The organism is Roseateles sp. NT4 (assembly GCF_051857475.1).
Classification (GTDB): Bacteria; Pseudomonadota; Gammaproteobacteria; order Burkholderiales; family Burkholderiaceae_C; genus Pelomonas.
Genome location: NZ_JBPZGZ010000002.1, coordinates 1,159,920 through 1,186,572 on the forward strand (window position 1 = coordinate 1,159,920; position 26,653 = coordinate 1,186,572).

Below are 26,653 nucleotides of genomic sequence, written 5' to 3' on the forward strand. Positions count from 1 at the left end.
TTTCAGGGCTGGCGTCCGAGGACGCGGATGACCTCGTCCTCGGAGATGGGCTTGGCGATGAAGCCGTTCATGCCCGCCGTCAGCGCCGCATGCCGTTCCTGGTCGAGCACGGCGGCGGTGAAAGCGTGGATGGGCAGCTTGGCCGTCGCCGGATCGGCGCGCAGCAGCTGGGTCGCCTTCAGGCCATCGACCTTGGGCATGTGCAGGTCCATCAGCACGCCGTCCAGCCGGCCAGCCTGCTCGCGCGCCAGGCGCACGGCCTGCTCGCCGTCCTCGGCCTCGACGACCTCGGCGCCCAGGCGCTGCAGCAGGGCCGTGATGATGAGGCGGTTGACGGGGTTGTCCTCGGCGACGAGCAGTCGCTGGCCGGCCAGTGGGTAGCGCGGCGGCAGCGGGATGCGCTTGCGCGTCGCCGTGTCGTCGATGGTGTGGCTGGTGGGCAGGGCCAGCTCGGCCCAGAAGCTGGAGCCGCTGGCGCCGTCGCTCTGCACGCCGACCCGGCCTTCCATGCGCGTGGCCAGCTCGCGGCAGATGGACAGGCCCAGGCCGGTGCCGCCGAAGCGCCGCGTTGTCGAATCGTCGGCCTGGGCGAAGGGGCGGAAGAGCCGGCCCTGCAGCTCGGCCGGCACACCGATGCCGCTGTCCTGCACGACGATGCGCACGCGATTGGCATCGGCCGCCGCCAGCTTCAGGCGGATGTGGCCGCGCTCGGTGAACTTCAGCGCGTTGACCAGGAAGTTGGCCATGATCTGGCGCACCCGCAGCGGGTCGCCGACGACGAGGCGGGGCAGGCCGGGCGCGAGCTCGATCTGCATGTCCAGGCCGCGCTCACGGCCCAGGGCCGCGCAGCCTTCGAAGCTGGCCTGGGCCAGCGCATGCAGGTCGAACTCGATCTTCTCCAGCTCCAGATGACCCGCCTCGATCTTGGACAGGTCCAGCACGTTGGAGACGATCTCGTTGAGGGACTCGGCCGCGCCAACGAGGTGGGTGAGGTATTTGTCGCGATGGGTGTCGTCGGGACTGCCGTGCTGCAGCAGCCGCGCCAGGCCCAGCACGCCGTTCAGCGGCGTGCGGATCTCGTGGCTCATGGTGGCAAGGAAGGCGCTCTTGGCATGGCTGGCGGTCTCGGCCTGCTGCTTGGCGGCGCGCAGCTCGCCCTCCTGCTGGCGGCGTGTCGTCACGTCCTCGGCCACCCACAGCGTGGCGTGCTCGGCGCTGCTGTCGTCGCGGGCGGCCAGCGTGGTGGGCAGGCCGCGGGCATTGAACTGCACCGTGATGCGCCGGCCGTCGGGGCGGATGCAATCGCGCTCGAAGGCGAGGGCGCTGCTGGCGATCTCGTGGGCCGAGGGCAGGCACAGGGCGCCCGCCACCAGTTGCGGCTCGATGCCGCCGAAGATTTCCTGCCAATGACGGTTGACGCGCCCGAAGCGCTCGCCGCGCGTCAGCGCGATGCCGACGCTGGCGTGGTCGAGGATGGCGTCGGCCTCGATGCGGGCGCGCTCACGCTCCGTGATGTCGCGGGCGATCAGCATGGTGGCGGGCTCGCCCTCCCAGTCCAGGGTGGCGGCCGACACCAGCACGTCGCGCCATTCGCCATCCACCAGCAGGGCCGAGCGGAAGTCGCGCACGATGCCCGAGGCCGCCAGCTCGGCGGCCAGGCGCTGGGGTTCGCTGCTGTCGGGCCACAGGCCCAGTTCGCGGCCCGAGCGGCCCATCAGCTCGTCGCGGGTCATGCCCACCAGGGCGCAGAACCCGGAATTGGCGAAGCGGATGCGTCCGTCCTCCATATGGGCCACGCAGATGGCGTCGGGGCTGGCGCGCAGCACGCGGTCCAGCATGTTGGCGGTGCGCTGGTGCTGTTGCAGGGCCAGACGCTCGCCGGTGATGTTGTGACTGACGCCGCGCCAGCCGATATGCGTGCCGTCGGCATCGAAGACCGGCTCGCCCGAGGTCAGCGCCCACAGGATGCGGCCGTCGGGCGTGCGAAAGGCGTTGACGCGGTCGCGGTAGGCGCGCTTGGCGCGGATGTCTTCCAGCAGGCCTGGATAGTCGGCGTCGCGCACCAGCACGACGCCGCCGGGTTCGCCCATGCGCAGGAAGGCCTCGCGCTGGTGGCCCGACAGGGTCTCGAACTCGTCGGACAGCATCGTCACGCGGAACTTGGCATCGGCTTCCCAGGCCCAGTTGTGCGCGGCCTGCACGAGGTGGCTCAGGCGCGCTTCCTCGTTCAAGGCCTTGCGCAGTGCGGCACCGAGCACGCGGTTGATGAGCAGCGCCGAGAGCAGGGCCGTGGAGGCATAGAGGCCATGGGCAGCGATGCGGTCCCCGAGCGTCACCCGCAGCGGCGCGCCAGCGCCGGGGATGCGGCCGCTGGCCTCCAGCCAGGCCAGCACGCCGACGGCGCTCAGGTACAGGGCGGTCAGCGCCATGGCCGCGCGGCTGCCCGCCAAGCCGCCGCCCAGCGTGATGGCCATGCAGGCGACGGCCAGCGACACGGTGTGCACGCCCAGGCCGACCTGCACGGCATGCACGGCGATGGTGGCCATGGCCGTGGCCAGCGTGACGACGCAGGCTGCGTTGGGATGGCTGGCGCGGCGCAGCAGATGGCCCAGGCCGGCGGCAGCCAGCATGCCCAGGGCAATCATCAGCCGCTGGCCCGACAGGGCCGTGGTGCGGCCGGCGGCGAATTCGAAGGCGGCCAGTGCCGTCATCGCGCCGCCCAGGCAGGCCAGCACCGTCGTCAGCACGCGCGCGGCGAGGTCGTGCGGCGACTCGCGTGGGCGCGCCGGGGCGTCCAGCGTGGAGTCGAAGGTACTAGGGGGCGCTGAAGCCATTGCGGGCGTGGGTGCCGTCGCAGAAGGGTTTGGTCTGGCTGCCACCGCAGCGGCACAGCCGCGCCTGCGCGACGCGGCACACCATGCGGCCGGTGCCGCTCAGCACTTCGATGGGGCCGCGCACCTGCAGCGGACCGTTGGGCTCGGGCTCGATGTCGATGCGGCCGTCGCGTACTGCCGGCATGTCGGTGGGCAGGCCCAGCAGGCCGGTCTCTGGCTCGCCCGTCGCAGCGAAATGGATGTCGTGGTGGCTGCCGTCGCAGAAGGGCTTGTTCTTGCTGGCGCCGCAGCGGCACAGCGTGGCGCGTGTGCCGATGGACTGGCCGCGCAGCAGCAGCTCGCCGCGAATGCCGTAGGGCCCGGACTCGCGCACCGACAGCAGATTGACAGGCGGCGGCGTCTCGTCCGCCTCGCCGTCCTTGCGGCGGTACTGGATGGCGCCCGAGGGGCAGGCATGCGCGATGTCGACGAGGCGCTCGACGGGCATGGCGTCGGGATAGAGCCACGCCCCCTTCACATTGGCGAGGAAGACCTTGGGTGCGCCGGTCACGCAGAAGCGTGCATGGATGCAGCGCTGGGCCTCGAAGCGCAGCTCCAGTTTTTCACCCTGCACAACTTCGACGCCGTCGACGGTCTCGGTCGGCGGGGCTGCAGGTGCGGGCGCTGCGGCCGGTGCCGGCGCAGCGGCCCGGGGGGCAGGGGCGTTCAGGTCCAGCCCGCGCTCGGCGCGCTCGTACAGCGTCTGCAAATGGCGGGCCGCGCGGCCGGTGCGTTCGGCGCCGAGCTCGGCATGCAGGGCGGCACCGGCCTCGGCCAGCTGGCCCAGGCGCTCGATGAAGAAGCGCCGCGCCGACGGGCCCGGCGGCAGGGCGGCCGCGTCGCGCAGGGCCGTGAAGCTGGCGCCGGCATGGCAGCCCGGGTTGCTGGGGCCGGCGGGCAGGCGCGCGGCATGCTCGGCCAGCGGCGTGAAGGCACGCATCAGGCCGAGCCCGAGGTCGATGCACAGGGCCTTCTCGGCCGACGGGCCGGGCAGCAGATAGGCCTGGGCCAGCAGGCGCAGCATCAGGCCATAGCTGGCATTGGCGATGTCGACCGTGGTGGCGGCGGCCGGGTTTTCCAGCCAGACCCGGCCCTCGGGCCGCGGCGGGCGGCGCAGCACCGGGTTGGTGGCGGCCGGCCAGGCGGGCTCGAAGTCCGGGTTGGCCTGGCGCAGCGCGGCCAGCTCAGTGCGGATGGCGGCGAAGCGGTGGTAGTGCGAGGTGTCGCTGTCGCTGGGCGCGCCTTCGCCCTGGCGCACGATGGCATCAAACGCCGCCAGCGCCGTCTTGCTGCACAGCACGTGGCGGGCGCCGCCGAGGTTGAGCTCGTTGGGCCCGAGCTGCAGCCAGCGGTCGCCGCAGAAGGCCGTGCCTTCGCCATGCAGCTCGACGAAGGCCGCCAGGTCCTCGCTGAGCTGCTGGTAGAAGTGGCCCACGGTCTCGTAGTCGCAGGCCATGGGTGTGACGCGCGGCACCGTCGAGCCGCGCACGAACAGGCGCTCGGCGGCAAAGCCCTCGCCGTCCTGCTCGGTGCTGCCCTCGGGGCGCTCCAGGAAGATGAAGTGCTGCAGCGTCGCGTCGTTGAAGGGCGCGAGCTTGACGACGACGCGGGCCGGCAGGTTGCCGGGGTCCAGCGGGAAGTTGCCGCGGCCGATGCGCGGCGCGCCGCCCAGGGCCGCCGTGATGTTCCAGACCGCGACGAGGTGGCCCATCTCCTCGATGGCCACGGCGGTGATCTCGCGCCGCCAGCGTTCCACGGCCTCGGCCTCGTGAGGCTTGAGCCCTTCGGCTTCACCCTGCTTCAGGCTGAAGGCCGCATAGAGGTAGGTGCACATCAGGTTGTGCTCCAGCTCGGCGGCCTCGTACAGGCAATGCAGGAGTTGTTCGCGGCTGGGGGCCGCGGTGGGCGTCGTCATGGAAGCGCATCCTCGGGCTGGCTGCGCCAGACATTAGCACGCGCCGTGCGGGCCGAGCGCCGGGCCGCTCCCTAGCCGGCCCGCTCCGGCGATGTGCTTGCCGGTCGATCCGGCAAGCATTGCCGGCCCCTCGGGGGACCGACCACACACGCCCGCGTTCAGCGAGGCGAGGGTGGGCGAGGGGCGTCTGGTCAGGCTGTGCGCAGGCGGGGAAGCCAGGCCAAGGGATCGAAGCGCGCGGCCGGTGCCTCCACCCAGCGGTGGAAGGGCAGGGCCAGGCCGTTGGCCAGCAGCCAGGTGCCGACCAGCAGCACCACGCCGGCTTCGGGCGTCGCGCCCGGCAGATGGGCCAGCAACGCATTGCCCAGCAGCAGCACCGGGAAGTGCAGCAGGAAGAGGGCGTAGGACGGTGTTGCGGCGCGGGCGAAGGCTTCGGCCCAGGCGGCCGGCAGCAGCGGCACCCCGCGGGCGTGGCGGGCCTGGGCCCAGGACAGCCACAGCGCGGTGGCCAGGGCCAGGGCGAGGCGGTCGCGCCAGTCCAGCATCAGCGACGCGAGGATGGCGACGGCCAGCAGCCACAGGCCGGCGCGGCGGTGGCGCCACAGGCCCAGCCAGTGCACCAGGGCGCCCAGGCCATAGGCCGCGAAGAAATAGAGGCCATAGGCGTCCAGGTCGGGCTGGCGGTTGAAGACCCAGGCCGAGGCCAGTGCCAGCACGGCGACGAGGAGGGGACCGACGACGAGACGGCTGGGGTGGCGCCAGCCGCGGCGCGCCAGCCACATCAAGCCGACGAGCAGGGCGAACAGCTGCAGGTCGATGGCCACATACCAGGCGCCTACCGTCAGGGCTTCGTAGCCCAGCACGTCGTGCAGCAGCAGGGCATGGGCCAGCAGCTGGCCCAGGCTGATGTCGGTCGGCACCAGTTCGGGCCAGGACGAGGCGATGAGGCCGGAGATGCCCAGCGTCAGGGCCAGGGCCGCCAGGAAGGGCAGCACCAGGCGCAGATAGCGCCGCCACAGCAGCTCGGGCACGCCGGCCTGCAGGGCCTGACCGCGCGGCGACAGGCCGCGCGCGCTGAGGTAGCCGCCGACGACCAGGAAGATCTGCACCGCCATGCGGCCGTACTGATGCATCGCACTGGCCAGCAGGGGCAGGGCGGCATGGGCGGCGCGGGCGATCGGGCCGTAGCTGACCAGGTGGTGCAGCACGATGATCTGGGCTGCAACCGCCTTCAGGACGTCGATGTGCGGCAGTCGTCGGGACGGGTTGGACATAAAAAGAACGGGCCTGCTGGGGGCAGGCCCGTTGTTTCGGACTTGTGAAATTGTACCGGCGTCACACCGGGGAAAACCCGCTTGTTTCAGGCCGTCACGAACGTGACCTGGAAATTTGCAATATCTCGTCAGCTCAAGCGGCATCGCGAGCGGGCCCCGCGGCCAGTGCGGCGTGGAAGCGCGCGAGGAAGTCCTGGGCCAGTTGTTGCGAGGCGGTGTCGACGAATGGAGCTCCGATCAGCGCTAGCGCGCCACCGACACTGGCGGTCACGTCATAGCTGAGCACGGTGTCCCGCGCTGCCACGGCCTGCAGCTGGACCAGGGCCTGGCCCTTGCCATGGCCGGCGGCGTCGCCCGCCCCTTCAAAGCTCAGGCGGTAGCTCTGCGGCGGCATCAGCTCCGACAGCTGCAGCCGGCCCTGGAACCTTGCCTTGACCGGGCCGACCGCCACGGTCATCAGCACGTCGAAGGCGTTGTCACCGGCGGGCGTGATGGCTTCGCAGCCCGGCAGGGCGGCTTGCAGCAAGGCGGTGTCGTGCAGCGCGGCCCAGGCCTGGGCCTGGGAGACGGGCAGGTGCTGCTGGCCGGTCAGGTTCATGTGTCGATCCGGGTGGTGGGCCACCAAAAGGCGCGGCCCGCCGAGGGGTGTCGGCGGGCCGCGCGCGAGAGGCCGGGGGGCTTGTTACTTGCCGACGGTCAGCTGGTTGTCGACCGACTTGACGCCGTCGACGGCCTTGGCGATGGCCTCGGCGCGATCCTTCTCGGCCTGGGTCGCGACCTTGCCGGTCAGCTCCACCCAGCCGTTGGCATCGGTCTCGACGTGGACCTTGGCCAGCGACGAGATCTTGGCCGTGGCCAGCTGGGTCTTGATCTTGGTCGTCACGACCGAGTCCTTGACCCAGACCTTGGCGGTACCGGCGGGCTTGTCGTCCGCGAAGCTGGCCAGGGGGACAACGAGGGCGCCGACGACGACGAGGGAGGCGAGTTTCGAGATCTTCATGGCTGGGGTTCCTTTCATCGGAAGCGGCAACACCCGATGCGCACCGCTGAAACCGAAATCTAAGCAGCAGCCCACCGCACGCGGGGCGGACGCGGTGCCGCCCGCCTGTAGGACGGCGGCTATCGCTTCGGCGCGGCCCGCAGTCGGGCTATGTCGTCGCCCTAGGTCCGGCGGGGCAGCAGCAGGCGGCGCAGCGTGACACTGCCGAGCGTGACCCCCGCGAGGGCGATGCCCCATTGCGTGGGCGACAGGGCGTCCGTGTTCAGGTCGAGACTGAGGGTGGTGTTGTAGGCCGCGTGCAGCAGGATGCCGGGCCACAGCGAGCGCGTCCTCTCGTACAGCCAGCCGATGACGAGGCCGACGACGGAGGCCGCCACGCATTGGTAGATGTTCATGTGCGACAGGCCGAACAGCAGGGCCGAGCCCAGGATGGCCGGCCAGCGCTCGTACTGGCGCAGAAAGCTGCGCAGGATGATGCCGCGGAACAGCATCTCCTCGACCAGCGGCGCAATGAGGCAGGCCGTCAACGTGGAGATCCAGCCACCCGCGGCCATGCGCTCGAACATGGCGGCATCCGCGGCGGACATCGGGAACAAGGCGACCACCAGCGTGCCCAGGGCGATGTTGCCCAGGGCGAGCGCCGGCACCACGCAGAAGATGGGCAGGGCCAGCAGGCCCACGACCGCCGACGGCGAGCTGCGCGATTCGTGGAAGACGGCGGCATAGCCCAGGCCGGCCCATTGCATGACGGCCGTCAGCACCAGGCCGTTGGCCAGCACGACGACGACGCTCATCAGTTCGTCGGGCTCGATGCCGAGGACGGCCTTGGCGTCGTAGAAGGCGGCGCCGATGAGGAACTCGGCGGCAAACAGGCAGGCCACCAGGAAGGCGGCCTCGAAGGCGTTGGGAAAGGTGTCGCGCGGCTGCGGCATGCATGGCGGGGGGCGGCACGGGGCAGCCTCTTCCCTCTCCCTCGTTATCGGTTGGCGGCCGCGCACTCTAGCGCCCGCCTTTCGGGCGGCGAGGCGGCCGCCGCCACTGTTTGCAGCTCTTTACACGCGGATGGGAAGGATTGGGCGTGCGGCGCCGTTGTCGGGTTGAAGGGCCGGATCGGCCGGCCCGCACCACTCGACGAGAGCGCCATGAAATCGCCCTGCCTCCTCCTCACGACCCTGCTGCTGGCCGGCCTGGCCCATGCCGAAGAGACCGCCCCCAACGCCGACAAACGCGCACTGAACCTGGCCGTGCAGCGGGATGGCCAGCGCAACCAGAGCACCGCGGCGGCGGTCAGCCTGCCGGTGGGGCAGAACGCCTGGTTGCAGGCCGGCGTTGGCCAGTCGCGCAGCCGCGACGTGGTCAGCGACACGACCTACCGACCGAAGCAGGCGTCGGTCGGCGGCGGCGTGGCCGGCAAAGCCTGGCAGGCCGGTGTCAATGTCAGCCAGCGACGTGATGGCGATCGGCTGCGCCAGAACGATGTCGCCGTCACGGCCGACTGGAAGCCGGCCGACGGCGTCAATGTCGGCGTGGACGGGGTCAGGCGCAATGCCCGCGCGCGTGGCACGACAACATCCGGCGGCGGCACCACACCGGTCGAGCAGCGCCTCAAGGGCCACGGCGTGGGCGTGCACGCTGCCGTGGCGGTGACGCCGCGCCTGAGCGTCTACGGCGCCACCCTGCGCAATCGCTACACGACGACCACGACGCAGACGACGGGCGGTGGCGGCCTGCTGTCCGGCGTGCCTCTGCTGGGCCAGCGCGTCACGGCCGTCAACCGCGACGAGGCGGCGCTAGACCGCAGCCACCAGCTCGGTGCGACGTATCGCGTCAGCGAACGCGTCGCCTTGAATGGCGAGCTCTTGCAGGACCGCCTGCACGACGGCGGCAACGTGCGCAGCCTGCAGATGAAGGCTGCCGTTGCGGCCGGCGCGGGCTGGACGATCACGCCCGGCATCGGTCGCAGCCATGGAGCGCAGGGCGGTGGCAACTACGGGTTGCTGGGGGCGAGCTACGCGTGGTGAAGCGCTTAAGCTGGCCGCTTCGAACTCGGGAAGCGGATATGAATTTCACCAAGATCATTGGCGTGCTGCTGCTCGTCGCCGGCGCGGCCAGCCTGGCCATGGGCAGCTTCAGCTACACCAAGGACAGCACCGTCGTGAAGCTGGGGCCGCTGGAACTGACCGCCAAGAAGAAGGAGGAGGTCAACCTGCCGGTCTGGCTGGGCGTCGGAGCCATTGCGGTGGGTGGCCTGCTGTTGCTGCTGGGTGGCCGCAAGTGATGGTCTCGCCGCAAGACGTCCTGCGCTTCTGGTTCGAGGAGATCCAGCCCGCCCAATGGTGGAAGGTCGATCCGGCCTTTGACGAGTGGGTGCGCAGCCGCTTTGGCGAGCTGCATGAGCAGGCCGGGCGTTGCGAATTGTTCGGCTGGCGCACGACGCCCGAAGGCCGGTTGGCCGAGGTCATCGCCCTGGACCAGTTCGCCCGCAACATCCATCGCGGCACGCCGGGTGCCTTTGCGGCCGATCCGTTGGCCCTGGCGCTGGCGCAGGAGGCCGTCGCCGCGGGCGACGACCTGAAGCTGCCCGTCGAGCAGCGCGCCTTCCTCTACATGCCCTATATGCACAGCGAGTCCGTCGCCATCCATGCGGCGGCCGAACCGCTGATGCGCGAGCGGGCGCCGGCGCATACACACGAGTTCGAACTCAAGCACAAAACAATAGTCGACCGCTTCGGGCGCTATCCGCACCGCAACGCCATCCTGGGCCGCGCGTCGACGGCCGAGGAGAGCGAATTTCTCAAGCAGCCCGGGTCGAGCTTCTAGACATCGAGCAGATAGACAGTTGCGGCCGCGCGCTCCTGCCCACTGTGGCCGGACAAGGCCTTGTCCCATTCAGTGCCGCTGGCGCCCGTGGACGACGTGGCGCTGCGTGTCATGACGGCGACCTCTTCGGTGCCGGCGTCGAACTCCCCCACCTGCTCGCGGCTGTCGAGAAACAGCTTGGCGACCGGGCCGGCGCTGGACCCGATGACGAACAGGTAGCGGGAAACCTTGCGGTGATCCTGCTGCACATGTCGTGCCGGCAATTCATGACCAAAGCCTTGACTCATCGGGTCTCCTTGCGCAAGTCGAGCCATTGTGCGCCGCTCCGCGCCGGAGTAACCCTGAAGGCCGGGCTTCGTCGGGCGTGATCCAATCCGGAAATTGGAACCGATTCCAAACAAGCGACGGCCAGCAGCCCTGGCGAGGAAAAGACATGCAGTGCAAGCGAGTGGTGATGGGGGCGCTGGCCGCCGGCCTGGCGACGGCGGTCCTGGCGGGAGGTACGCCCGACTTCGGTCCCAACGTCCACATCTTCGACCCGTCGACGCCCGGCATGCAGCAGCGCATCGACGAGATCTACGCCGCCCAGCAACCCAACCATTTCGGCCCTCGCCGCGATGCCATCCTGCTCAAGCCGGGCACCTATCAGGACCTGCGCATCCCGGTGGGTTTCTACACCCAGGTGCTGGGCCTGGGTGCGCATCCGGACGATGTCCATGTCATCGGCGACCTGCGCTCGACGGCCTTGCTGGACAACGACAACGCGACGCAGAACTTCTGGCGTGGCGCCGAGAACTTCGCCGTCACGCCGACGCTGGGCATCGGCGACAACACGATGCAATGGGCGGTGTCCCAGGCCATCCCGTTCCGGCGCATGCATGTGCGCGGCAATATCCGCCTGAACCAGAACAAGGGCTGGGCCAGCGGCGGCTGGTTCTCGGACGTGCTGGTGGACGGCCAGGTCAATTCGGCGACGCAGCAGCAATGGTTGTCGCGCAACAGCCAGTGGGCCTGCTGGACGGGCTCGAACTGGAACATGGTCTTCGTCGGCGTCAGGGGCGAGCCCGCCGGCGAGTTCCCGACGCCGGGCCAGCGCTACACCAAGGTCGCGCAAGTGCCCCTGGTGCGCGAGAAGCCTTATCTCTTCATCGATGCCCAGGGCGGCTACGCGGTGCGCCTGCCGGCCCTGCGACGCGACAGCGTCGGCATCTCCTGGGCCGATGGTGCCGTCGCCCCGGGCAAGACCCTGCCCATCGCGAAGTTCTTCATCGCGAAGCCCGGCCACACGGCAGCCCAGTTGAATGTCCAATTGGCCGCCGGCAGGCATCTGCTGTTCACGCCGGGCGAGTACCTGCTGACCGAGACTCTGCAGGTCAAGCGCGCCGGCACCGTGGTGCTGGGCATCGGCTTCCCGACGCTGCGCTCGGACAACGGCCAGCCGCTGGTGAAGACGGCCGATGTCGACGGGTTGACCATTTCGGGACTGTTCCTGGACGCCGGCAAGCAGGATTCGGGCGTGTTGATGGAAGTGGCGCCCGTGGGCGCCAAGGCTCGCCACAAGCGTGACCCCATCATGCTGCACGACCTGTTCTTCCGCATCGGCGGCGCCGCCGCCGGCCAGGTCGACACGGCGCTGCGCATCAATGCCCACGACACCCTGGTCGACCACACCTGGATCTGGCGCGCCGACCATGGCGAGGGCGTCAGCTGGACGAGCAACCCTTCCGCCCATGGCCTGTGGGTCAACGGCGAGGACGTGACCATCTACGGCCTCTTCGTCGAGCATTTCCAGAAGGAGCAGGTCGTCTGGCAGGGCAATGGCGGGCGGGTCTATTTCTACCAGTCCGAGATCCCCTACGACCCGCCCACGCAGGCCGAATGGACGGGCCCGACGGGCCGCGGCTATGCCGCCTACAAGGTGGCCGACACGGTGACCCGCCACGAGGCCTGGGGCCTGGGTGCCTACAGCGTCTTCCTGAAGCCCGACGTGGTGCTGGACCGTGCCTTCGAAGTGCCTGATCCAGTGAAATCGCCGGGCGTGCGCATGCACCACATGATCACGGTCTGCCTGGTGGACAAGGGCAGCATCGAGCATGTCATCAACGACGCGGGCGACGCGGCGCGCTGCCGCGGTGGCAGCAACACGGCGACGCTGAAGAACTATCCGTGAAACGACACGCTGTCGGCTTCGTCCGACAGCGGCTTGCGCCGTCGACAACTTTTGGTAACGCCCTGCCGCCCTGAGACTGAGCGCACCTCAAACAAGGAGAGCGCCATGGGTGCCACCAAGATCATTGCCATCCTGCTGCTCGTCGTCGGCGCAGCCAGCCTCGCGATGGGCGGTTTCAGCTACACCAAGGACAAGACCGTCGTGAAGCTGGGTTCGCTGGAGGTCTCGGCCAAGGAGAAGGAGCAGGTCAACATCCCGATGTGGCTGGGCGTGGGCGCCATCGCCATCGGTGGCCTGTTGCTGGTGTTCGGCAGCCGCCGCTGACCCCCCAAAAAAGCGGGCGCCCGAAGGCGCCCGTCAAGGTGTCATTACCGGAACGTTCAAAGGAACAGGGTCAGCCAGCCTCTCGGGCGAGGCGCTCTTCGATGCGCGCCTTGACGGCGGGCAACGCGGCGGGCAAGTGGAAGGCGAGCTGAGCGAACAGCTCGTCGTGCAGCTTCATCTCGGCCTGCCATTCGGAGGCGTCGATGCGGGTGACGGTGTCGAACTTCTCCTGCGAGAAATCGAGCCCGTCCCAGTTCAGGTCACCGTAGCCGGGCGATACGCCGAAGACATGCTCCTGGCCACCGCCCGTGCCTTCCAGGCGGTCCAGCATCCACTTCAGCACGCGCATGTTCTCGCCATAGCCGGGCCAGACGAACTTGCCGTCGGCGCCCTTGCGGAACCAGTTGACGCAGTAGATGGCGGGCAGCTTGGCGCCCGAGGCTTCAAGCTTGGCGCCCAGGTCCAGCCAGTGCTGGAAATAGTCGGCCATGTTGTAGCCCATGAAGGGCAGCATGGCGAAGGGGTCGCGGCGCACGATGCCCTGCTGGCCGGCAGCGGCGGCGGTCGTCTCCGAGCCCATGGTGGCGGCCATGTAGACGCCTTCGGTCCAGTCGCGTGCTTCGGTCACCAGCGGCACGGTCGTCGAGCGGCGGCCGCCGAAGATGAAGGCATCGATGGCCACGCCGGCGGGGTTGTCCCAGTTGGCGTCCAGGGCCGGGTTGTTGGTCGCGGCAACCGTGAAGCGCGCGTTGGGGTGGGCGGCCTTGGCGCCGGTTGCCTTGGCGATCTCGGGCGTCCAGTCCTTGCCCTGCCAGTCAATGGCGTGGGCCGGCGGCGTGTCGCTCATGCCTTCCCACCAGACGTCGCCGTCGTCGGTCAGCGCCACGTTCGTGAAGATCACGTCGCGCTGCAGGCTGTCCATGCAGTTGGGGTTGGTGTGCGAGTTGGTGCCCGGGGCGACGCCGAAATAGCCGGCCTCGGGGTTGATCGCGTACAGGCGGCCATCAGCGCCCGGCTTGATCCAGGCGATGTCGTCGCCGATGGTGGTGATCTTCCAGCCGTTGAAGGCGGCCGGCGGGATCAGCATCGCGAAGTTGGTCTTGCCGCAGGCGCTGGGGAAGGCGGCGGCGACGTGCATCTTCTTGCCGGCGGGGCTCTCGACGCCCAGCACCAGCATGTGCTCGGCCAGCCAGCCCTGGTCACGCCCCATCGTCGAGGCGATGCGCAGCGCGAAGCACTTCTTGCCCAGCAGGGCGTTGCCGCCATAGCCCGAGCCGTAGCTCCAGATCTCGCGCGTCTCGGGGTAGTGGACGATGTACTTGGTCTTGTTGCAGGGCCAGGACACATCGGCCTGGCCGGCTTGCAGCGGCGCGCCGACGGTATGCACGCAAGGGACGAAGTCGCCGTCGGTGCCGAGCAGCTCGATGACTGCACGGCCCATGCGGGTCATGGTGCGCATGTTGACGGCCACATAGGGGCTGTCGCTCAGCTCGACGCCGATGTGGGCGATCGGGCTGCCCAGCGGGCCCATGCTGAAGGGCACGACGTACAGGGTGCGGCCGCGCATGCAGCCCTTGAACAGGGCCTGCTCGCCGGTCTGCAGCAGCCCGCGCATCTCGGCCGGGGCCATCCAGTTGTTGGTCGGGCCGGCGTCTTCCTTGTTGGCCGTGCAGATGTAGGTGCGGTCCTCGACGCGGGCGACGTCGCTGGGATCGGAGTTGGCCAGATAGCTGCCGGGGCGCAGGGTCGGGTTCAGCTTCTTGAAGGTGCCGGCGGCGACGAGCTGGTCGCACAGGCGCTGGTATTCCTCGGCGCTGCCGTCACACCAGTAGACGTCGGCGGCCTCGGTGAGGGCGGCGATCTCGGCGACCCAGGCGATCAGCCGGGCGTTCTTGACATAGGCAGGCAGGTTCAGCCGCAGCCCCTGCATGGCGGGTTGGTTCATGGCGAAAGCTCCAATCATGGGAATGTGTTTGGGGCAGCCTGCAAGCTGGCCCAAGCACACCGAACCTGAGGAGGTGGATTGTCGAATCCAATGTAATCACGCCGTAACCACCCGGGTCGGTGGGGTCATGCAAAACAGGAATAACGCCATGCTGCCATGGGCGCAAAGCTCACGGCGGTGGCGAAGCGGGCCTAGGGTTTGCGCGAAGGCGGCGTGAAACTTCGTGCAACTTTGGCGTGGCTAGCGCTGTCATCGCGACGCTGATTCAGGCGGCTGGATGGCTGCGGTGCTGGCGAAAGCCCGCTCTTATCATTCGGCACAAAGACAAGCCTCCGCGCGCCCCCGGCCAGCGCGGACGGCAGCCAGGGAGGGTGCCACTCGGTCTGATCCGCTGCGCGGGTCGGGCAGACGCGTGTTCCGCCCGGCCTTCAAGCCTTGGACGACCGCGATGACCGATCACCTCCCTGCCTTCGACATTTCGCCTCGCGCCTTGCGACCGGGGCTGACGCGCGGACTCATGGCTGCCCTGCTGGCCTTGCTGACGGCGTGCGGTGGTGGCGGTGGTGGCAACACGGGTGGCGGTGGCAATACCGGAGGTGGCGGCAATACCGGAGGTGGCGGCAGCATCAACACCGCGCCAACCGCCGTCATCACGCAGTCCGGTACCGCCGAGGTCGGCAAGACACTCAGCTTCGATGCCGCCAAGAGTTCAGACGCCGAGGGCGACAGCCTGCGCTACGCCTGGACGCTGACGACCGCGCCGGCCAACAGCAAGGCCGTGCTGGATGCACCCGACGGCGCGAAGACCAACCTCGTGCCCGACCGCGGCGGCATCTACGAGGTGAGCCTGGTGGTCAGCGACGGCAAGGCCGACAGCGCGCGCGTGCGCCAGAGCGTGACCGTCGCCAGCAACAACCACGCGCCGGTGGCCGACTACCTGATCTTCCAGCCGCTCATTCCCGGCGAGTCCATGCTGCTCGATGCGAGCCGCAGCCACGACGCCGACGGCGACGCGCTGACCTTCAAGTGGACGGTGCTGAGCACGCCGCCCGGCGCCTCGGCCAGCTTCACCGACGCCACCAGCGCCAAGCCCGAATTGGTGGCGCAGCAGGCGGGAGACTATCTGCTCAAGCTGGAAGTCAGCGACGGCGAGTCGACAGACACCCGCACCATCCCGGTCATCGTCAACCACCGCCCGATCGTGCGAGTCGCCAGCGTGCCCCTCGCCGTTCCTGGGCGCGAGGTGGTGCTGGACGCCAGCGCCAGCTCCGACCCCGACGGTGACCCCCTGACCTTCCAGTGGGGAATCGCCTCCGTACCGCGCGGCAGCCAGGTCACACTCAGCAGCGCCAGCAGCAGCAAGGCCCGGTTCACCCCCGATGTCGGAGGCACCTACGCCTTCTGGGTGGACGTCAAGGACAAGTACACCGGCAACCGCTCGTCGAATCTGTATTTCGTGACCGCCAACAACCCGCCGGTGGCGCGCATCACCGCACCGGCTTCGGCGCGCTTGAACAGCACGGTGACGCTGGACGCGGGCAAGAGCAGCGACGTGGAAAACAGCCCGCTGGCCTATGCGTGGCGCCTGACCTCCCAGCCCGCCGGCAGCCAGGCGCGACTGGACGACCCCGCCGCGCGCCAGCCCAGGTTCAACGTGGATGTGGCCGGCAGCTACGGCGTGTCGCTGGTGGTCAACGACGGCCTGTCCGACAGCGAGTCGGACAGCGCCACCATCACCGTCGCGGCTGCAGGCGAAACGCCGATTGCCTCCGCCGTGACGATGACACCGCAACCGGCCCTGCCGGGCCAGGACGTCCAGTTCACCGCCCGCATGACCGATCCCAAGGGCCTGGCCCTGAGCTACCGCTGGCAGTTCAGCGATGGCACCACGGCAAGCGGTGCCAGCGTCACGCGTCGCTTTGCCAGCGCCGGCAGCTACGACGTCAGCGTCGTCGCCACCAACAGCCAGGGGCTGAGCGCCGATCCCGTGCGCGTGACGGCGCGGGTCGTGGGCCAGATCCTCGGCAGCCTGTCTCCCGCCTGCACGGGTGCCAACTGCGGCGCGGTCGGCGTGAACCGCTACACCGGCTCGGGCACCGGCATCTGGGCACAGACCAACACCACGGCCGAGGACCAGGGTTTCAACCTGGACATCGACAACGTCGCGCCGGGGCGCTCCATCATGCTGCTGATCTCCAATGGCAGCTCGCGTGCCGCGCCCAGCCTGCCCGACTTCGGTCAGGCTGCCGCCGGTGCTGTTGCTGCCAAGGCCAGCCTGCGGCGAACGCAGGCGGCACCCGGTCCCGCGCAAAGCCGGCGCGATGAGGCGCACGGCAAGCTGCAGCAGCGCAACGAGGCGCTGTTGAAGGCCTACGCCAGATCCGCGGCGCCGCTGCGCAAGGCCCTGGGCGCCAAGGCGCTGGCGACCGGGCGTGCAGGCGCGCCTCCAGCGCTGCACAGCCGCCGCACCTGGCAAGGCAGCCTGGGCGAACCGGCCTACGACGCCAGCGTCGAAGCCACATGCGCGCTGCCTGGCGGCCGCAATGCGGTGTTCTGGGTGGACACCACGTCGCTGACCAACGGCCTGGTCAGTGCCACGACGATCAGCGACTTTTCCAATTTCTACTGCGGCAACTCGGGCGCCTACGCGCAATTGACCGCGCTGACAGGCGACGTGTGGGGCGCCAGCGCCGACGCCACCCTGATCGGCGACGACACGCTGCAGGACGTCAACATCCTGCTGGGCGATCCCAAGAGCGATGTCGGCTGGGGTGGCTATTTCTCCTTTGCCAACAACTTCCGCAAGAGCCAGGAACCCAGCTCCAACGAGGCGCTGGTGTTCGTCCTCAACATGCGCATGCTCGCCACGTCCAGGAACTACCTGATGTCGTCGCTGGTGCACGAGAGCATGCACATGGTCAACGCCTTCCAGCGCACGGTGAAGCTGGGCATCACGCACGAGTCATGGCTGGAGGAAACCACGGCCATGATGAGCGAGGACATCGTCGTCCCCGGCCTGCTGAAGAATGAGCATGGCCAGCCCTATGACGACATGGCTTCGGGCCGCCTGCCCTTCTTCATGTGGATGGCTGGCGGCGTCAGCTACACCGCCGACCCGAACGGCACCAACCTCTACACCTATGCCCATGGCGGCGTCCTCGGCGCCTTCGTCACCCGCCGCTACGGCACCGGCCTGTTCAAGCGCCTGCTGACGGATTGCAGCGACTACGCCCCGGGCCAGGACAGCTACACCTGCTTCGATACCGCCATCAAGAACTCAGGAGGCACGAACCTGGCGACCGAGATCGTCCAGATGGCGGCCAGCGTCATGTCGCCACTGTCGCCGGCGCAGTCGCCCGCGGGCTACGGCTTTGCGCAGCGCTCGGACGGCATCTATCTGCTGCCGACGCTGGACCCCACCTACATCCAGGGCGTCCACCAGGACCATTCGCCCGCGCTGAGCGGCACTTTCGGGGCCACGACCTTCGTCTATATCAGCGACGCGGTGCCGGCCGGGTCGACCCGCTATCGCCGCAGCGGCGTCATCGTCCCGCCGGGAGCGACCTTGCAGCTCGTCATCCGCTAGGCCTGGAGCCGCGCGGCCAGCCGGCCCAGCACCAGCAGCGCCAGGGCCGCCGTGAAGGCGGCCAGGCCCGCCAGGCCCGCCAGGCCGAACCGGTCCGCCAAGGCGGCGAACAGCGGTGGGCCGCTGACCGAGCCCAGATTGCCCAGCTGCACCAGCACGCCCGAGGCGCGGGCTTGCTGGGCCGGGGCCGGGTTGAGCTGCGGGATCAGAGTCGAGGCCGCGCCGCCGCCCAGGCCCGCACAGGTCAGCGTCAGCAGGGCCAGGGCTTCGGTGGGGATGCCGGCCGCTGCGGCCACGGCCAACATCAGCGCCGAAGCGGCGAAGGCCAGATAGGCCCAGCGCACCAGGCCCGGCCCACCCTGGAAGCGTCGCGCGGCCCAGCCCGCCGCGAGCGTACCGGCCGTGGCCATCAGTGGCAGGGCGGCCTGGAAGCCGGCCTGGCCCTGGCCGCTGAAGCGCGGCACGAAGGTGATCAGCGCGATGGTCGGGAAGGCATAGAAGAAAAAGGCCAGGCCGGGCAACGCCGTGTGCAGGTCGGCATAGACCTCGCGGTGCAGGGTCAGCACGCTGAATCGCGCGGACGGCGATGCAGCTGGCGTGGCGACGTCGGCGACCCAGAACCGCACGGCTGCAGCCGCGAGCAGCAGCAGCGCGGTGTGGCCGGCGAGGGCCGCACGTGGCGCCAGGCCTTCGGGCAGCGATCGGTCGAGGGCAGCCAACAGGGCGAAGGACAGGCCCACCACCGTCGCCCACAGGCCCATCACGCCCGTGCGGTGCGCCGGCGCGCTGGCGTGGATGAGCAGGGTGGGCGTGGCCACCATGATGGCCAGATGGGCCGCGCCCTCGGGGATGCGGCTGGCCCAGAACAGGCCGAAGGGCGGCAGCAGGGCCTGCAGGCCGGACAGCAGGGCGCCACCGACCAGGCCGATCAGCAGCAGGCGTCGGTAGCCCACCCGCGGCGCCAGCAGGCCCGTCACGACGCCGCAAAGCAGGCCCACCACACCGACGGTCGACAGCAGCAGGCCCATGCCGGCCGGCGAGGCGGCATAGACGGCCTGCAGGCGGGTGAATTCGATGGAGATCTTGGCGAACTGGCCGCCGGCCAGCACGCCGCAGGCGCACAGCAGCAGCACGATGGCCCAGCGGGTGCGGGCGGGGATTTCAGTCATGGGGGTGGCGGGGAACAACACGCGATGTTGCCAGCAGTCCTGGGGAATACTCGACCCTGACGCACCAATTCAGCGGCAGCACCTGTCGCGTTCACCGGAGAAAAGATGAAGTCCGCCTTGCTTGCACTCGTGCTGCTGCTGATTCAAGGTGCAGCCATCGGCCAGCAGAAGACATTCGACTCGCATGTCCATCTGTGGGCGGGTGAAGCCTCGATCCGCGACTACGAGGCCCAGCTGAAGGCGGCCGGCCAGTCGGTGGACGGCTTCGGAGCCATGTGGTTTGGTGGGCCCAACCAGGCGCCGGCGGGCGAAATCGAGAAAACCCGCGCCAGCAATGACGGTCTGATCGCACTCGCCGCGCGGCATCCGGGCATGCTGCCGATCGCGACGGTGCATCCCTATGACGGCCCCGCCGCCGTGACCGAGCTGGAGCGGGTCGCGTCGCGCGGCATCAAGGTGTTGAAGCTGCATGCCCACACGCAGAAGTTCGACGTCACCGACCCGCGCGTGCTGACCCTGGTCAGGCGAGCCGGCGACCTGGGCATCGTCGTGCTGATGGACAACGCCAGCATCCTGCCGGGCGACTGCGAGAACCTCTTCAACCTGGCGCTGAAGAGCCCGAAGACCCGGTTCATCTTTGCCCACCTGGGTGGCCTGAACTTCCGCTTCTGGAACATCCTGGCCCTGGCTCGCACGGCCGAAGGCCTGTTCGCGGACAACATCTATTTCGACATCTCGGCCAGCGTGGTCATCGCAGCGGGTTCACCCATCCAGGACGAATTCGTCTGGACCCTCCGCAATGTCGGCGTCGACCATGTGCTGCTGGGCTCGGACTTTCCGCAGCTGTCCCTGCCGCGCACGCTGGCCGCCTTCGATCGCCTGGGCCTGAGCGAGCAGGAAAAGGCGCAGATCCGCTACGGCAACGCGCGCAAGCTGTTCGGGCTGAAGTAGGGGCGCGGTGGCCTAGCGTCCGTGCCAGCGCATGGAGGCGCGCCGGATCACTTCGGGCAGCAGGTGGTTCTCTTCCTCGACGCGCCTCAGCCAGGACGCGTCGTTGCCGATGCCGTTGATCTCGCGGCGCACGTACTGCAGGGCGGCTTCGGCATGCAGGTCGCCGGCATGGGTGTCCAGGCGACTCAGCACGGCGATGAGGTCGTCGCGCAGCACGCGGTGTTCGCCGCTCTCGGGGTCGACGAAGGTGCCGTCCAGGCCGAAGCGGCAGGCCTGGAAGCGGTTGAAGGTGTAGGGCAGGTAGTCGTCCTCGCTGAGCTTGAAGGGCTTCTCGACCGTGATCCAGCGCGCCAGGCACTGGATGAAGCCGGCAATGGCCGCGGCCTTCTCGATGGTCAGCGGCGTGTCCAGCACGCGGACCTCGATGGTGCCGAACTCGGGCTTGGGGCGGATGTCCCAGTAGAAGTCCTTCATGCCGGAGACGACGCCGGTGCGGGTCATCTTGGTGAAGTAGGTCTCGAAGTCATCCCAGGTCTGCACAAAGGGCGCGCGGCCCGACAGCGGGAAGGCGAACACCGAGTTCAGCCGCGCCGAGTCGAAGCCGGTGTCCTCGCCCTGCACGAAGGGCGACGAGGCCGCCAGCGCGATCAGGTGCGGGATGAAGCGGCTCATGCCGTGCAGCAGCACCAGGGCCTCGTCGGCGCTCGGGCAACCGATGTGCACATGCTGGCCGAAGATGGTGAACTGCTTGGACAGATAGCCGTACAGCGACGACAGCTCGTGGAAGCGCGGCGTCTCGAAGATGCGCTGGCGCTTCCAGTGCTGGAAGGGGTGGGTGCCGCCGCCCACCAGGCAGACGTCCAGGCGCTCGGCGCAGTCCACCAGCGCATCGCGGATCTGGCCCAGCTCCGACAGCACCTGGCCGAAGCCGGTGCACACGCCGGTCGCCAGCTCGATCATGCTGCTGGTGATTTCCGGCTTCACGTCGCCGGGGATGCTGCGCTTTTCCATCAGCCGCAGCAGGTCCCCCGAGACCGGCGCGAGGTCGTAGTCGTTGGTGTTGACGATCTGCAGTTCCAGCTCGACGCCCAGCGTCAGCGGCTGCGATTTGGAGAATTCACCCAGGCTCATTCGCCGGCCTCCTTGTTGTTGTTCTTGCGGCGCTTGGGCGCCGGCGGCAGTTCACCGGCCAGGCGAAGCGCGAACTGCACGGCGATGGGGCCGATCAGCTCCAGCACCGCGATGGCCGCCAGGATGATGGGCACGGCACCGGCGGCCAGCTCGGGCTCGGCGCGCATCAGCTCACTGAGCATGACCAGGGCCGTGGCCGACAGCGGCGTCATCGTGATGGACAGGGCCAGGCCCTGACGCCAGCTGGCCTTGGCCATGGGCGCCAGCGCGACGATGGCGATGGTCTTGGCGATGAAGCGCGCGGCCAGCAGGGCCAGGGCCGCAAAGCCGCCGGCGACCAGGATCTTGGGCGACCAGGCCGAGCCGACGATGACGAAGAGCATCAGCACCAGGGCTCCGCCTGAAGTGCCGAAGTGACGCGGCCAGACCCAGGGGCGCTCGCTGGTGTTGCGCAGCAGCAGGCCGGCCAGCAGCGGCATCAGCAGTGTCGACACGCCGATGGCGCGTGCCGCGACGATGGCGAAGGCGACGAGGCCGAACAGCAGCAGGGCCGCACTCTGGTTGCGCAGGTCCAGGCGGCGTGCCGCCAGATAGGTCGCCCCGGCCAGCAGGGCTGCTACGCCCAGGGTCGTCAGCAGCGAGATGGCCAGGCCTGCCAAGGCCTGTGGCAGGCTGCCGCCGTCGTCGGCCGCCCACCAGGTGCGCATCAGCGTCAGCGCGATGACGGCATACAGGGTGTTCAGCGCCGTCAGCACCGTGGCGCGCTGCGTGACCTGACCCTCGGCGCCCAGTTCGAGCGCGACGCGGCCCGACACGGCGGCCGGTGCCGGCATGGCCAGGATGGCGCAGGCCACGGCGGTCTGCCAGCCGACGTCGAAGAGGCGCAGCACCAGCGCCACCGCGATCGCGCTGAACAAGGCCTCGGCCAGGCTGGTCAGGGCCAGGCCGGGGTTGCGCACCAGCCAGCGCAGATGCACGCGGCAGCCGATTTCGAACAGCAGCAGGCCCAGGGCCAGGTCGGTGACGGTCTGGGCGGCACCGGCCAGCGGCATCGCGACGCCATGGCCGAAGGCGGCCGCGACGCAACCCGCCAGCGTGTAGCCGACCACGCGCGGCAGCCGCGTGGTGGCGGCAATGAATTCGCCGGCCAGGGCCCCGGCGAGCAGCACACCGACGACGAACATCAGCGCGCTGGACGGGGGCACGGCCAGCCCGGCCCAGACCCTGGCGCCGCTGTCGAGTGCATTCATAAGTCTCCCTTTGGAGGTTTTTGCGTAAGCCTAGATCGGCGGCCTGTCCGCCCTTGTAGGCCAACACGCCGAAAGCCTCCTGGACAATGCCCGCCATGCAAGTCTTCAGCGTGAACACCGCCCGCGTCGAACATTTCGTCGCCACTTCCGGCCAGGCCCTGGACTCGGCCATTCGCAAGCGCCAGCGTGAGGGTCGCGTGGCCGTGGGGTCGCTGTCGCTGGAGGGCGACGAGCAGGCCGACCTCAGCGTCCATGGGGGGTTGAGCAAGGCGGTCTATGCCTATCCGCAGGAGCACTACGCCTTCTGGCAGACGGTGCGCGGCCAGGCCAAGGTCGAGGGTGCGCTGCAGCCGGGCGATTGCGGCGAGAACCTGACGCTGTCGGGCCTGCTCGAAACCAAGGTCTGGATCGGCGACGTGCTGCGCTTCCCGGACTGCGAGCTCGTCGTCTCCGAGCCGCGCTATCCCTGCTTCAAGTTCAATGCCCACATGGGCTTCAACCAGGCGGCCAAGCTGATGACCCAGAGCGGCTATTGCGGCTTCTATCTGGCGGTCAAGAACGAGGGTTCGATTGCCGCGGGCGAAGGCTTCCAACTGATTGCAGGTCCGCGCGAAGTCGGCATCGTCGAGCTGTTCAAGGCCAAGATGAAAAAGGCCGGCTGATGCAGCGTCGCGCGCTGCTTGTCGCGGCAAGCCTGGCGCCGATGGCCGTCCACGCCGGACCAGTGCTGCAGGTCGGACCGCGGCGCGCCGTCAGGACGCTGGCCGCCGCGGCGCGGCAGGCGCGGGACGGCATGGTCGTCGAGGTCGATGCGGGCGAATACGTCGGCGACGCCGCCACCTGGCCCCAGCAGGGCCTGACGTTGCGCGCCGTGGGCGGCCGCGTGAGCCTGGTTGCGGCGGGCGCCCATGCCCAGGGCAAGGGCCTGTTTGTCATGACAGGCCGGCGCCAGCGCATCGAGGGTTTCGACTTCATCGGCGCCACGGTGCCGGACCGCAACGGCGCCGGCATCCGCCTCGAGGCCGGCTCGCTGACGCTGGTGGACTGCGGCTTTCGCGACAACGAGAACGGCTTGTTGACGGCCAACGACGACAGCATCGAGCTCGACATCGTCGATTGCGACTTCGGTGCCATCGCGGCGCGCGGCGGGCAGACGCACAACGTCTATGTCGGGGCCATCAAGCGCCTGGCGGTGATGGGCAGCTACTTCCATCACGGTCAGTTGGGGCATCTGCTGAAGAGCCGCGCGGCGGTCAACCACATCCTCTACAACCGGCTCTCCGACGAGATCGGCGGCCGTGCGAGCTATGAGCTGGAGTTTCCCAATGGCGGCGTCGCCGTCGTGATGGGCAATCTCATCATGCAGAGCTCGACAACGGAGAACCCGCATGTGATCTCCTTCGGCGTCGAGGGCGCGAAGTGGGAGAAGCAGGCCCTCTACCTCGTCAACAACACGCTGGTGGACCAGAAGCCCAGCGGCGGCATCTGGCTGCGCGTGACGCCGCCCCAGGCTGAGGTGGTGCTGGCCAACAACCTGCTCGTCGGCGCGCCCAAGCTGGCGGCCGAGGGGCATTGGACGCGGCGCGCCAACTTCAGCGCTGACTGGGACGAGTTTGTGCGCGCGGCGCGTGACGACTACCGGCTCAAGCCCGAGTCATCGCTGCGTGGCAGGGCGGCCGACGCGGGCGAGGGCGGTGGCCTCAAGCTCTCGCCGACGCGCGAGTACCGCCATCCGCACACCAGCGTGGCCCTCAGCGGGCCGGCGCGCCACCCCGGCGCCTTCCAGTCCTGAGGGCGATGACGCCCAGACCCGCCAGCAGCAGGGCCAGGCTCTGCGGTTCGGGAACGGCCGTCGTGAAGCCGAGCTGCTGGCTGGCCACGCGCTGCAGGGCGCGTGCCGTCGTCGCATCGATGCCGAGGTCGATGGCGGCCTGCTCGCTCGCGCCCAGGCTCAGCGGGTCGTGGCCGGTGATGCTGCCGAACAGCGTCAGCGCCGACAGATAGGAGCCGTATTTGCTCGCGTGGGTGCGTTCTAGCCACCACAGGTTCAGCGCGCCCGCCGTCTCGGCAAAGCTGCCGCTGGCGTTGTAGAAGCCGCCGCCCTGGGCCAGGCCCTGGTTGACGGCCAGCTGGAAGGCGTCGCCCACCGGCACGACGCCGGCAAAGCCCGGATTGGAGGCGGCCTTGGCGTAGAAGGAGTTGTGCAGATCGGCCGTCATGTCGGCCAGGCTGCCGTAGTAGAGCGTGGCGTTGCCACCTGCGGCGCTGGTATCGACGATGGGGCGGCCGTCGACACTCGTGATGTCGGGCGTCGTGATCTTGTGGGCCTCGACCATGTCGGGCCGGGCCCAGCTCTGCTCCAGATAGATCTTGGTGCCGCTGCTGGCGTTGGGGTTGGCCGCGATATTGCGCGTGGTGTTGCAGCTGCCCGAGGACAGGCCCGTCGCCGTGCAGGCCGCCAGGCTGCCGAACAGCGTGGACTCCTTGTAGCTCTGCGCCGCGCCGTTGTGGATGAAGCGCTCGAACTGGTCGGCGTAGGCGTTGAAGGTGGCGAGGTTGGCGTTCTTGCCCTTGCCGGCCGGCAGGGCGGCGTCGCTCTGCTCCTGCAGCACGACGCTGTCCCATTTCTGCGTGGCGACGTTCTCGCGCAGCTTCCAGTCGCTGTTGGCCGTGTCCAGGAATTGGCCGCGCAGCGAAGCCGCGTTGCGCGTGGACAGCGACACGTCGTAGGCCATGCCGGCCTCGTCGGTCATCTTCTTGAAGATGCCCGGCACGCCGCCCCAGGGGTGGGGCTCGAAGCTGCCCTGGCCAGCGGTGCCCAGGGGGTAGCTGTTGGTGCCCGCGGGGTTGATGGCGTTGAAGCCGGCCGTCAGGTCGTGCACGGCGGCGGCGTTGTAGCTCAGCACCGGGTCGACGCGGCCGAAGGTGTAGCTGTTGCCGACGAAGAGGATCTTGATGGGGTCGGCCGCGAGGGCGGGCCCGGCGAGGCTGGCCGTCAGGGCCAGCGCCAGAAAGCGGTTCATGCGTGTCTCCAGTTCTTATGGGGTCGTCCCAAGGACGGGTCCCAGTCTGGAGAGCACGCAGTCAGTCGTCAAATATCTGAAACATCGCGCCGCCATATCGACGGCGTATGAATCAAGCCCGCTTCAGCGCCGGGTAGTCGGTGTAGCCCTGGGCGCCGCCGCCGTAGAAGGTTTCCTTCTGCGGCGCTGCCCAGGGCAGGTCGTCGCGGATGCGCTCGACGAGATCCGGGTTGCTGATGAAGGGCCGGCCGATCGCCACCGCGTCGGCCTTGCCTTGAGCGACGGCGTCCAGGGCCATGGCGCGGTCATAGCCGTTGTTGGCGATGTAGGGGCCGTTGAAGCGGCGGCGCAGCTCGGCGTAGTCGAAGGGGGCGATGTCGCGCGCACCGCCGGTGGCGCCTTCCACCACTTCCAGGAAGGCGAGCTTCAGCGGCGCCAGTTGCTCGGCCACGTAGTTGAAGAGGGCCTGCGGGTTGCTGTCCTGGCCGATGTCGTTGCTGGGCGTGACCGGGCTAAGACGCAGCGCCGTGCGGCCCGCGCCGATGGTGGCGGCCACGGCCGTCATGACCTCGATCAGCAGGCGGGCGCGGTTCTCGATGCTGCCGCCGTACTCGTCGTTGCGGTCGTTGGCGCTGTCGCGCAGGAACTGGTCGAGCAGATAGCCGTTGGCGCTGTGGATCTCGACGCCGTCGAAGCCCGCCGCGATGGCGTTTTTGGCCGCCTGCACATAGTCGGCGATCAGCTGCGGGATCTCATGCGTCTCGAGGGCGCGCGGCTCGGCCGTCGGCACCAGCTCGCCATGGGCCGCATAGGTCTTGGTCTTGGCGGCGCGGTTGGTGGACGACACCGGCGGCTGGCCGCCCGGCTGCAGGCTGTTGACCGAGATGCGGCCCACATGCCAGAGCTGCACGACGATCTTGCCGCCCTCGGCGTGCACGGCGTCGGTGACCTGCTTCCAGCCGGCGATCTGCTCGGGCGAGTGGATGCCGGGGGTGTCGAAATAGCCCTGGCCGTCGGGACGGATCTGGGTCGCCTCGGTGATCAGCAGGCCGGCGCCGGCGCGCTGCCGGTAGTACTCGACATGCAGGGCGTGCGGGATCTGCTGGGTGGCGCGGTTGCGCGTCAGCGGCGCCATGACGACGCGGTTGGCCAGCTGGATGTCGCCGAAGCGGACGGGGTCGAAGAGGGTAGGCATGGCGGGGAGATAGGGACGAGATGGATG

At 69.1% G+C, this 26,653-nt stretch carries 22 protein-coding genes; 9 read left to right on the forward strand and 13 right to left on the reverse strand.

Features of this window, described 5'->3' with window-relative positions:
* Positions 1 to 2 precede the first annotated feature (2 nt).
* From ACS5PN_RS15100 to ACS5PN_RS15125, 6 genes are all read right to left on the reverse strand, one after another.
* Positions 3 to 2,834, reverse strand: coding sequence for a PAS domain S-box protein (locus ACS5PN_RS15100; RefSeq protein WP_439464793.1), 2,832 nt, complete (start codon positions 2,832 to 2,834; stop codon positions 3 to 5).
* Complete coding sequence (locus tag ACS5PN_RS15105; protein WP_439464794.1) at positions 2,815 to 4,788, reverse strand: ferritin-like domain-containing protein; 1,974 nt, start codon at positions 4,786 to 4,788, stop codon at positions 2,815 to 2,817. The genes ACS5PN_RS15100 and ACS5PN_RS15105 overlap by 20 nt, the downstream gene beginning before the upstream one ends.
* 191 nt (positions 4,789 to 4,979) lie before the next feature.
* Positions 4,980 to 6,062 carry an acyltransferase family protein gene (locus ACS5PN_RS15110; protein WP_439464795.1) on the reverse strand — a complete coding sequence of 361 codons (1,083 nt, stop codon included), beginning with the start codon at positions 6,060 to 6,062 and terminating at the stop codon, positions 4,980 to 4,982.
* A gap of 133 nt (positions 6,063 to 6,195) precedes the next feature.
* Positions 6,196 to 6,660: a CoxG family protein gene (locus tag ACS5PN_RS15115; protein WP_439464796.1), complete on the reverse strand. Its 465-nt coding sequence runs from the start codon at positions 6,658 to 6,660 to the stop codon at positions 6,196 to 6,198.
* A gap of 84 nt (positions 6,661 to 6,744) precedes the next feature.
* Positions 6,745 to 7,062 carry a BON domain-containing protein gene (locus tag ACS5PN_RS15120; protein ID WP_439464797.1) on the reverse strand — a complete coding sequence of 106 codons (318 nt, stop codon included), beginning with the start codon at positions 7,060 to 7,062 and terminating at the stop codon, positions 6,745 to 6,747.
* A 161-nt stretch (positions 7,063 to 7,223) separates the two neighbouring features.
* Positions 7,224 to 7,994: a lysostaphin resistance A-like protein gene (locus ACS5PN_RS15125; protein ID WP_439464798.1), complete on the reverse strand. Its 771-nt coding sequence runs from the start codon at positions 7,992 to 7,994 to the stop codon at positions 7,224 to 7,226.
* A gap of 210 nt (positions 7,995 to 8,204) precedes the next feature.
* Between ACS5PN_RS15125 and ACS5PN_RS15130 the strand changes: the two genes are divergently transcribed.
* The 3 genes from ACS5PN_RS15130 to ACS5PN_RS15140 are packed head-to-tail and all read left to right on the forward strand — an operon-like array spanning position 8,205 to position 9,882.
* Positions 8,205 to 9,083 (forward strand): hypothetical protein, encoded by an 879-nt coding sequence (locus tag ACS5PN_RS15130; RefSeq protein WP_439464799.1) that lies wholly within the window; start codon positions 8,205 to 8,207, stop codon positions 9,081 to 9,083.
* 38 nt (positions 9,084 to 9,121) lie between these two features.
* Entirely contained in the window at positions 9,122 to 9,340 is a 219-nt protein-coding gene (locus ACS5PN_RS15135) for a hypothetical protein (RefSeq protein WP_439464800.1), read from the forward strand.
* Positions 9,340 to 9,882, forward strand: a complete 543-nt coding sequence (locus tag ACS5PN_RS15140; RefSeq protein WP_439464801.1) for a DUF924 family protein — start codon at positions 9,340 to 9,342, stop codon at positions 9,880 to 9,882. Before ACS5PN_RS15135 ends, ACS5PN_RS15140 begins: the two co-directional genes overlap by 1 nt.
* On the opposite strand, the gene ACS5PN_RS15145 is transcribed toward ACS5PN_RS15140, so the two are convergent.
* Positions 9,879 to 10,169: a hypothetical protein gene (locus ACS5PN_RS15145; RefSeq protein ID WP_439464802.1), complete on the reverse strand. Its 291-nt coding sequence runs from the start codon at positions 10,167 to 10,169 to the stop codon at positions 9,879 to 9,881. The genes ACS5PN_RS15140 and ACS5PN_RS15145 overlap by 4 nt on opposite strands.
* A gap of 146 nt (positions 10,170 to 10,315) precedes the next feature.
* On the opposite strand from ACS5PN_RS15145, the gene ACS5PN_RS15150 reads away from it, so the two are divergent.
* A complete protein-coding gene (locus ACS5PN_RS15150) occupies positions 10,316 to 12,052 on the forward strand; it encodes a hypothetical protein (RefSeq protein ID WP_439464803.1) in 1,737 nt (578 codons plus the stop codon).
* A gap of 105 nt (positions 12,053 to 12,157) precedes the next feature.
* Complete coding sequence (locus tag ACS5PN_RS15155; protein ID WP_439464804.1) at positions 12,158 to 12,376, forward strand: hypothetical protein; 219 nt, start codon at positions 12,158 to 12,160, stop codon at positions 12,374 to 12,376.
* A gap of 70 nt (positions 12,377 to 12,446) precedes the next feature.
* Here ACS5PN_RS15155 and ACS5PN_RS15160 read toward each other — a convergent pair whose 3' ends face one another.
* Positions 12,447 to 14,321: a phosphoenolpyruvate carboxykinase (GTP) gene (locus ACS5PN_RS15160; protein ID WP_439464805.1), complete on the reverse strand. Its 1,875-nt coding sequence runs from the start codon at positions 14,319 to 14,321 to the stop codon at positions 12,447 to 12,449.
* A gap of 517 nt (positions 14,322 to 14,838) precedes the next feature.
* On the opposite strand from ACS5PN_RS15160, the gene ACS5PN_RS15165 reads away from it, so the two are divergent.
* A complete protein-coding gene (locus tag ACS5PN_RS15165; RefSeq protein WP_439464806.1) occupies positions 14,839 to 17,907 on the forward strand; it encodes a PKD domain-containing protein in 3,069 nt (1,022 codons plus the stop codon).
* Here the strand turns inward: ACS5PN_RS15165 and ACS5PN_RS15170 are convergent.
* A complete protein-coding gene (locus tag ACS5PN_RS15170) occupies positions 17,904 to 19,076 on the reverse strand; it encodes an MFS transporter (RefSeq protein ID WP_439464807.1) in 1,173 nt (390 codons plus the stop codon). The two genes, ACS5PN_RS15165 and ACS5PN_RS15170, sit on opposite strands and share 4 nt — an antisense overlap.
* 105 nt (positions 19,077 to 19,181) lie before the next feature.
* Between ACS5PN_RS15170 and ACS5PN_RS15175 the strand changes: the two genes are divergently transcribed.
* Positions 19,182 to 20,027: an amidohydrolase family protein gene (locus ACS5PN_RS15175; RefSeq protein WP_439464808.1), complete on the forward strand. Its 846-nt coding sequence runs from the start codon at positions 19,182 to 19,184 to the stop codon at positions 20,025 to 20,027.
* 12 nt (positions 20,028 to 20,039) lie between these two features.
* Here ACS5PN_RS15175 and ACS5PN_RS15180 read toward each other — a convergent pair whose 3' ends face one another.
* Both ACS5PN_RS15180 and ACS5PN_RS15185 read right to left on the reverse strand, forming a co-directional pair.
* Positions 20,040 to 21,158, reverse strand: coding sequence for a YbdK family carboxylate-amine ligase (locus tag ACS5PN_RS15180; protein ID WP_439464809.1), 1,119 nt, complete (start codon positions 21,156 to 21,158; stop codon positions 20,040 to 20,042).
* Positions 21,155 to 22,408 carry a cation:proton antiporter gene (locus ACS5PN_RS15185; RefSeq protein WP_439464810.1) on the reverse strand — a complete coding sequence of 418 codons (1,254 nt, stop codon included), beginning with the start codon at positions 22,406 to 22,408 and terminating at the stop codon, positions 21,155 to 21,157. The genes ACS5PN_RS15180 and ACS5PN_RS15185 overlap by 4 nt, the downstream gene beginning before the upstream one ends.
* A 95-nt stretch (positions 22,409 to 22,503) precedes the next feature.
* Here ACS5PN_RS15185 and ACS5PN_RS15190 point away from each other — a divergent pair, with 95 nt between their 5' ends.
* Both ACS5PN_RS15190 and ACS5PN_RS15195 read left to right on the forward strand, forming a co-directional pair.
* Complete coding sequence (locus ACS5PN_RS15190; RefSeq protein ID WP_439464811.1) at positions 22,504 to 23,070, forward strand: MOSC domain-containing protein; 567 nt, start codon at positions 22,504 to 22,506, stop codon at positions 23,068 to 23,070.
* Entirely contained in the window at positions 23,070 to 24,200 is a 1,131-nt protein-coding gene (locus ACS5PN_RS15195) for a hypothetical protein (protein ID WP_439464812.1), read from the forward strand. The genes ACS5PN_RS15190 and ACS5PN_RS15195 overlap by 1 nt, the downstream gene beginning before the upstream one ends.
* Here the strand turns inward: ACS5PN_RS15195 and ACS5PN_RS15200 are convergent.
* Positions 24,160 to 25,431, reverse strand: coding sequence for a PEP-CTERM sorting domain-containing protein (locus tag ACS5PN_RS15200; protein ID WP_439464813.1), 1,272 nt, complete (start codon positions 25,429 to 25,431; stop codon positions 24,160 to 24,162). The genes ACS5PN_RS15195 and ACS5PN_RS15200 overlap by 41 nt on opposite strands.
* 112 nt (positions 25,432 to 25,543) lie before the next feature.
* Positions 25,544 to 26,626 (reverse strand): alkene reductase, encoded by a 1,083-nt coding sequence (locus tag ACS5PN_RS15205; RefSeq protein WP_439464814.1) that lies wholly within the window; start codon positions 26,624 to 26,626, stop codon positions 25,544 to 25,546.
* Positions 26,627 to 26,653 lie beyond the last annotated feature (27 nt).

Bases quoted from the DNA above. Each gene is read 5' to 3' on its own strand.
- ACS5PN_RS15155 (WP_439464804.1), top strand. From the start codon at position 12,158: ATGGGTGCCACCAAGATCATTGCCATCCTGCTGCTCGTCGTCGGCGCA.
- ACS5PN_RS15105 (WP_439464794.1), bottom strand. From the start codon at position 4,788: ATGACGACGCCCACCGCGGCCCCCAGCCGCGAACAACTCCTGCATTGC.
- ACS5PN_RS15205 (WP_439464814.1), bottom strand. From the start codon at position 26,626: ATGCCTACCCTCTTCGACCCCGTCCGCTTCGGCGACATCCAGCTGGCC.
- ACS5PN_RS15135 (WP_439464800.1), top strand. From the start codon at position 9,122: ATGAATTTCACCAAGATCATTGGCGTGCTGCTGCTCGTCGCCGGCGCG.
- ACS5PN_RS15145 (WP_439464802.1), bottom strand. From the start codon at position 10,169: ATGAGTCAAGGCTTTGGTCATGAATTGCCGGCACGACATGTGCAGCAG.
- ACS5PN_RS15140 (WP_439464801.1), top strand. From the start codon at position 9,340: ATGGTCTCGCCGCAAGACGTCCTGCGCTTCTGGTTCGAGGAGATCCAG.
- ACS5PN_RS15125 (WP_439464798.1), bottom strand. From the start codon at position 7,994: ATGCCGCAGCCGCGCGACACCTTTCCCAACGCCTTCGAGGCCGCCTTC.
- ACS5PN_RS15175 (WP_439464808.1), top strand. From the start codon at position 19,182: ATGAAGTCCGCCTTGCTTGCACTCGTGCTGCTGCTGATTCAAGGTGCA.
- ACS5PN_RS15160 (WP_439464805.1), bottom strand. From the start codon at position 14,321: ATGAACCAACCCGCCATGCAGGGGCTGCGGCTGAACCTGCCTGCCTAT.
- ACS5PN_RS15195 (WP_439464812.1), top strand. From the start codon at position 23,070: ATGCAGCGTCGCGCGCTGCTTGTCGCGGCAAGCCTGGCGCCGATGGCC.
- ACS5PN_RS15120 (WP_439464797.1), bottom strand. From the start codon at position 7,062: ATGAAGATCTCGAAACTCGCCTCCCTCGTCGTCGTCGGCGCCCTCGTT.
- ACS5PN_RS15170 (WP_439464807.1), bottom strand. From the start codon at position 19,076: ATGACTGAAATCCCCGCCCGCACCCGCTGGGCCATCGTGCTGCTGCTG.
- ACS5PN_RS15110 (WP_439464795.1), bottom strand. From the start codon at position 6,062: ATGTCCAACCCGTCCCGACGACTGCCGCACATCGACGTCCTGAAGGCG.
- ACS5PN_RS15150 (WP_439464803.1), top strand. From the start codon at position 10,316: ATGCAGTGCAAGCGAGTGGTGATGGGGGCGCTGGCCGCCGGCCTGGCG.
- ACS5PN_RS15115 (WP_439464796.1), bottom strand. From the start codon at position 6,660: ATGAACCTGACCGGCCAGCAGCACCTGCCCGTCTCCCAGGCCCAGGCC.
- ACS5PN_RS15165 (WP_439464806.1), top strand. From the start codon at position 14,839: ATGGCTGCCCTGCTGGCCTTGCTGACGGCGTGCGGTGGTGGCGGTGGT.
- ACS5PN_RS15180 (WP_439464809.1), bottom strand. From the start codon at position 21,158: ATGAGCCTGGGTGAATTCTCCAAATCGCAGCCGCTGACGCTGGGCGTC.
- ACS5PN_RS15130 (WP_439464799.1), top strand. From the start codon at position 8,205: ATGAAATCGCCCTGCCTCCTCCTCACGACCCTGCTGCTGGCCGGCCTG.
- ACS5PN_RS15185 (WP_439464810.1), bottom strand. From the start codon at position 22,408: ATGAATGCACTCGACAGCGGCGCCAGGGTCTGGGCCGGGCTGGCCGTG.
- ACS5PN_RS15100 (WP_439464793.1), bottom strand. From the start codon at position 2,834: ATGGCTTCAGCGCCCCCTAGTACCTTCGACTCCACGCTGGACGCCCCG.
- ACS5PN_RS15190 (WP_439464811.1), top strand. From the start codon at position 22,504: ATGCAAGTCTTCAGCGTGAACACCGCCCGCGTCGAACATTTCGTCGCC.
- ACS5PN_RS15200 (WP_439464813.1), bottom strand. From the start codon at position 25,431: ATGAACCGCTTTCTGGCGCTGGCCCTGACGGCCAGCCTCGCCGGGCCC.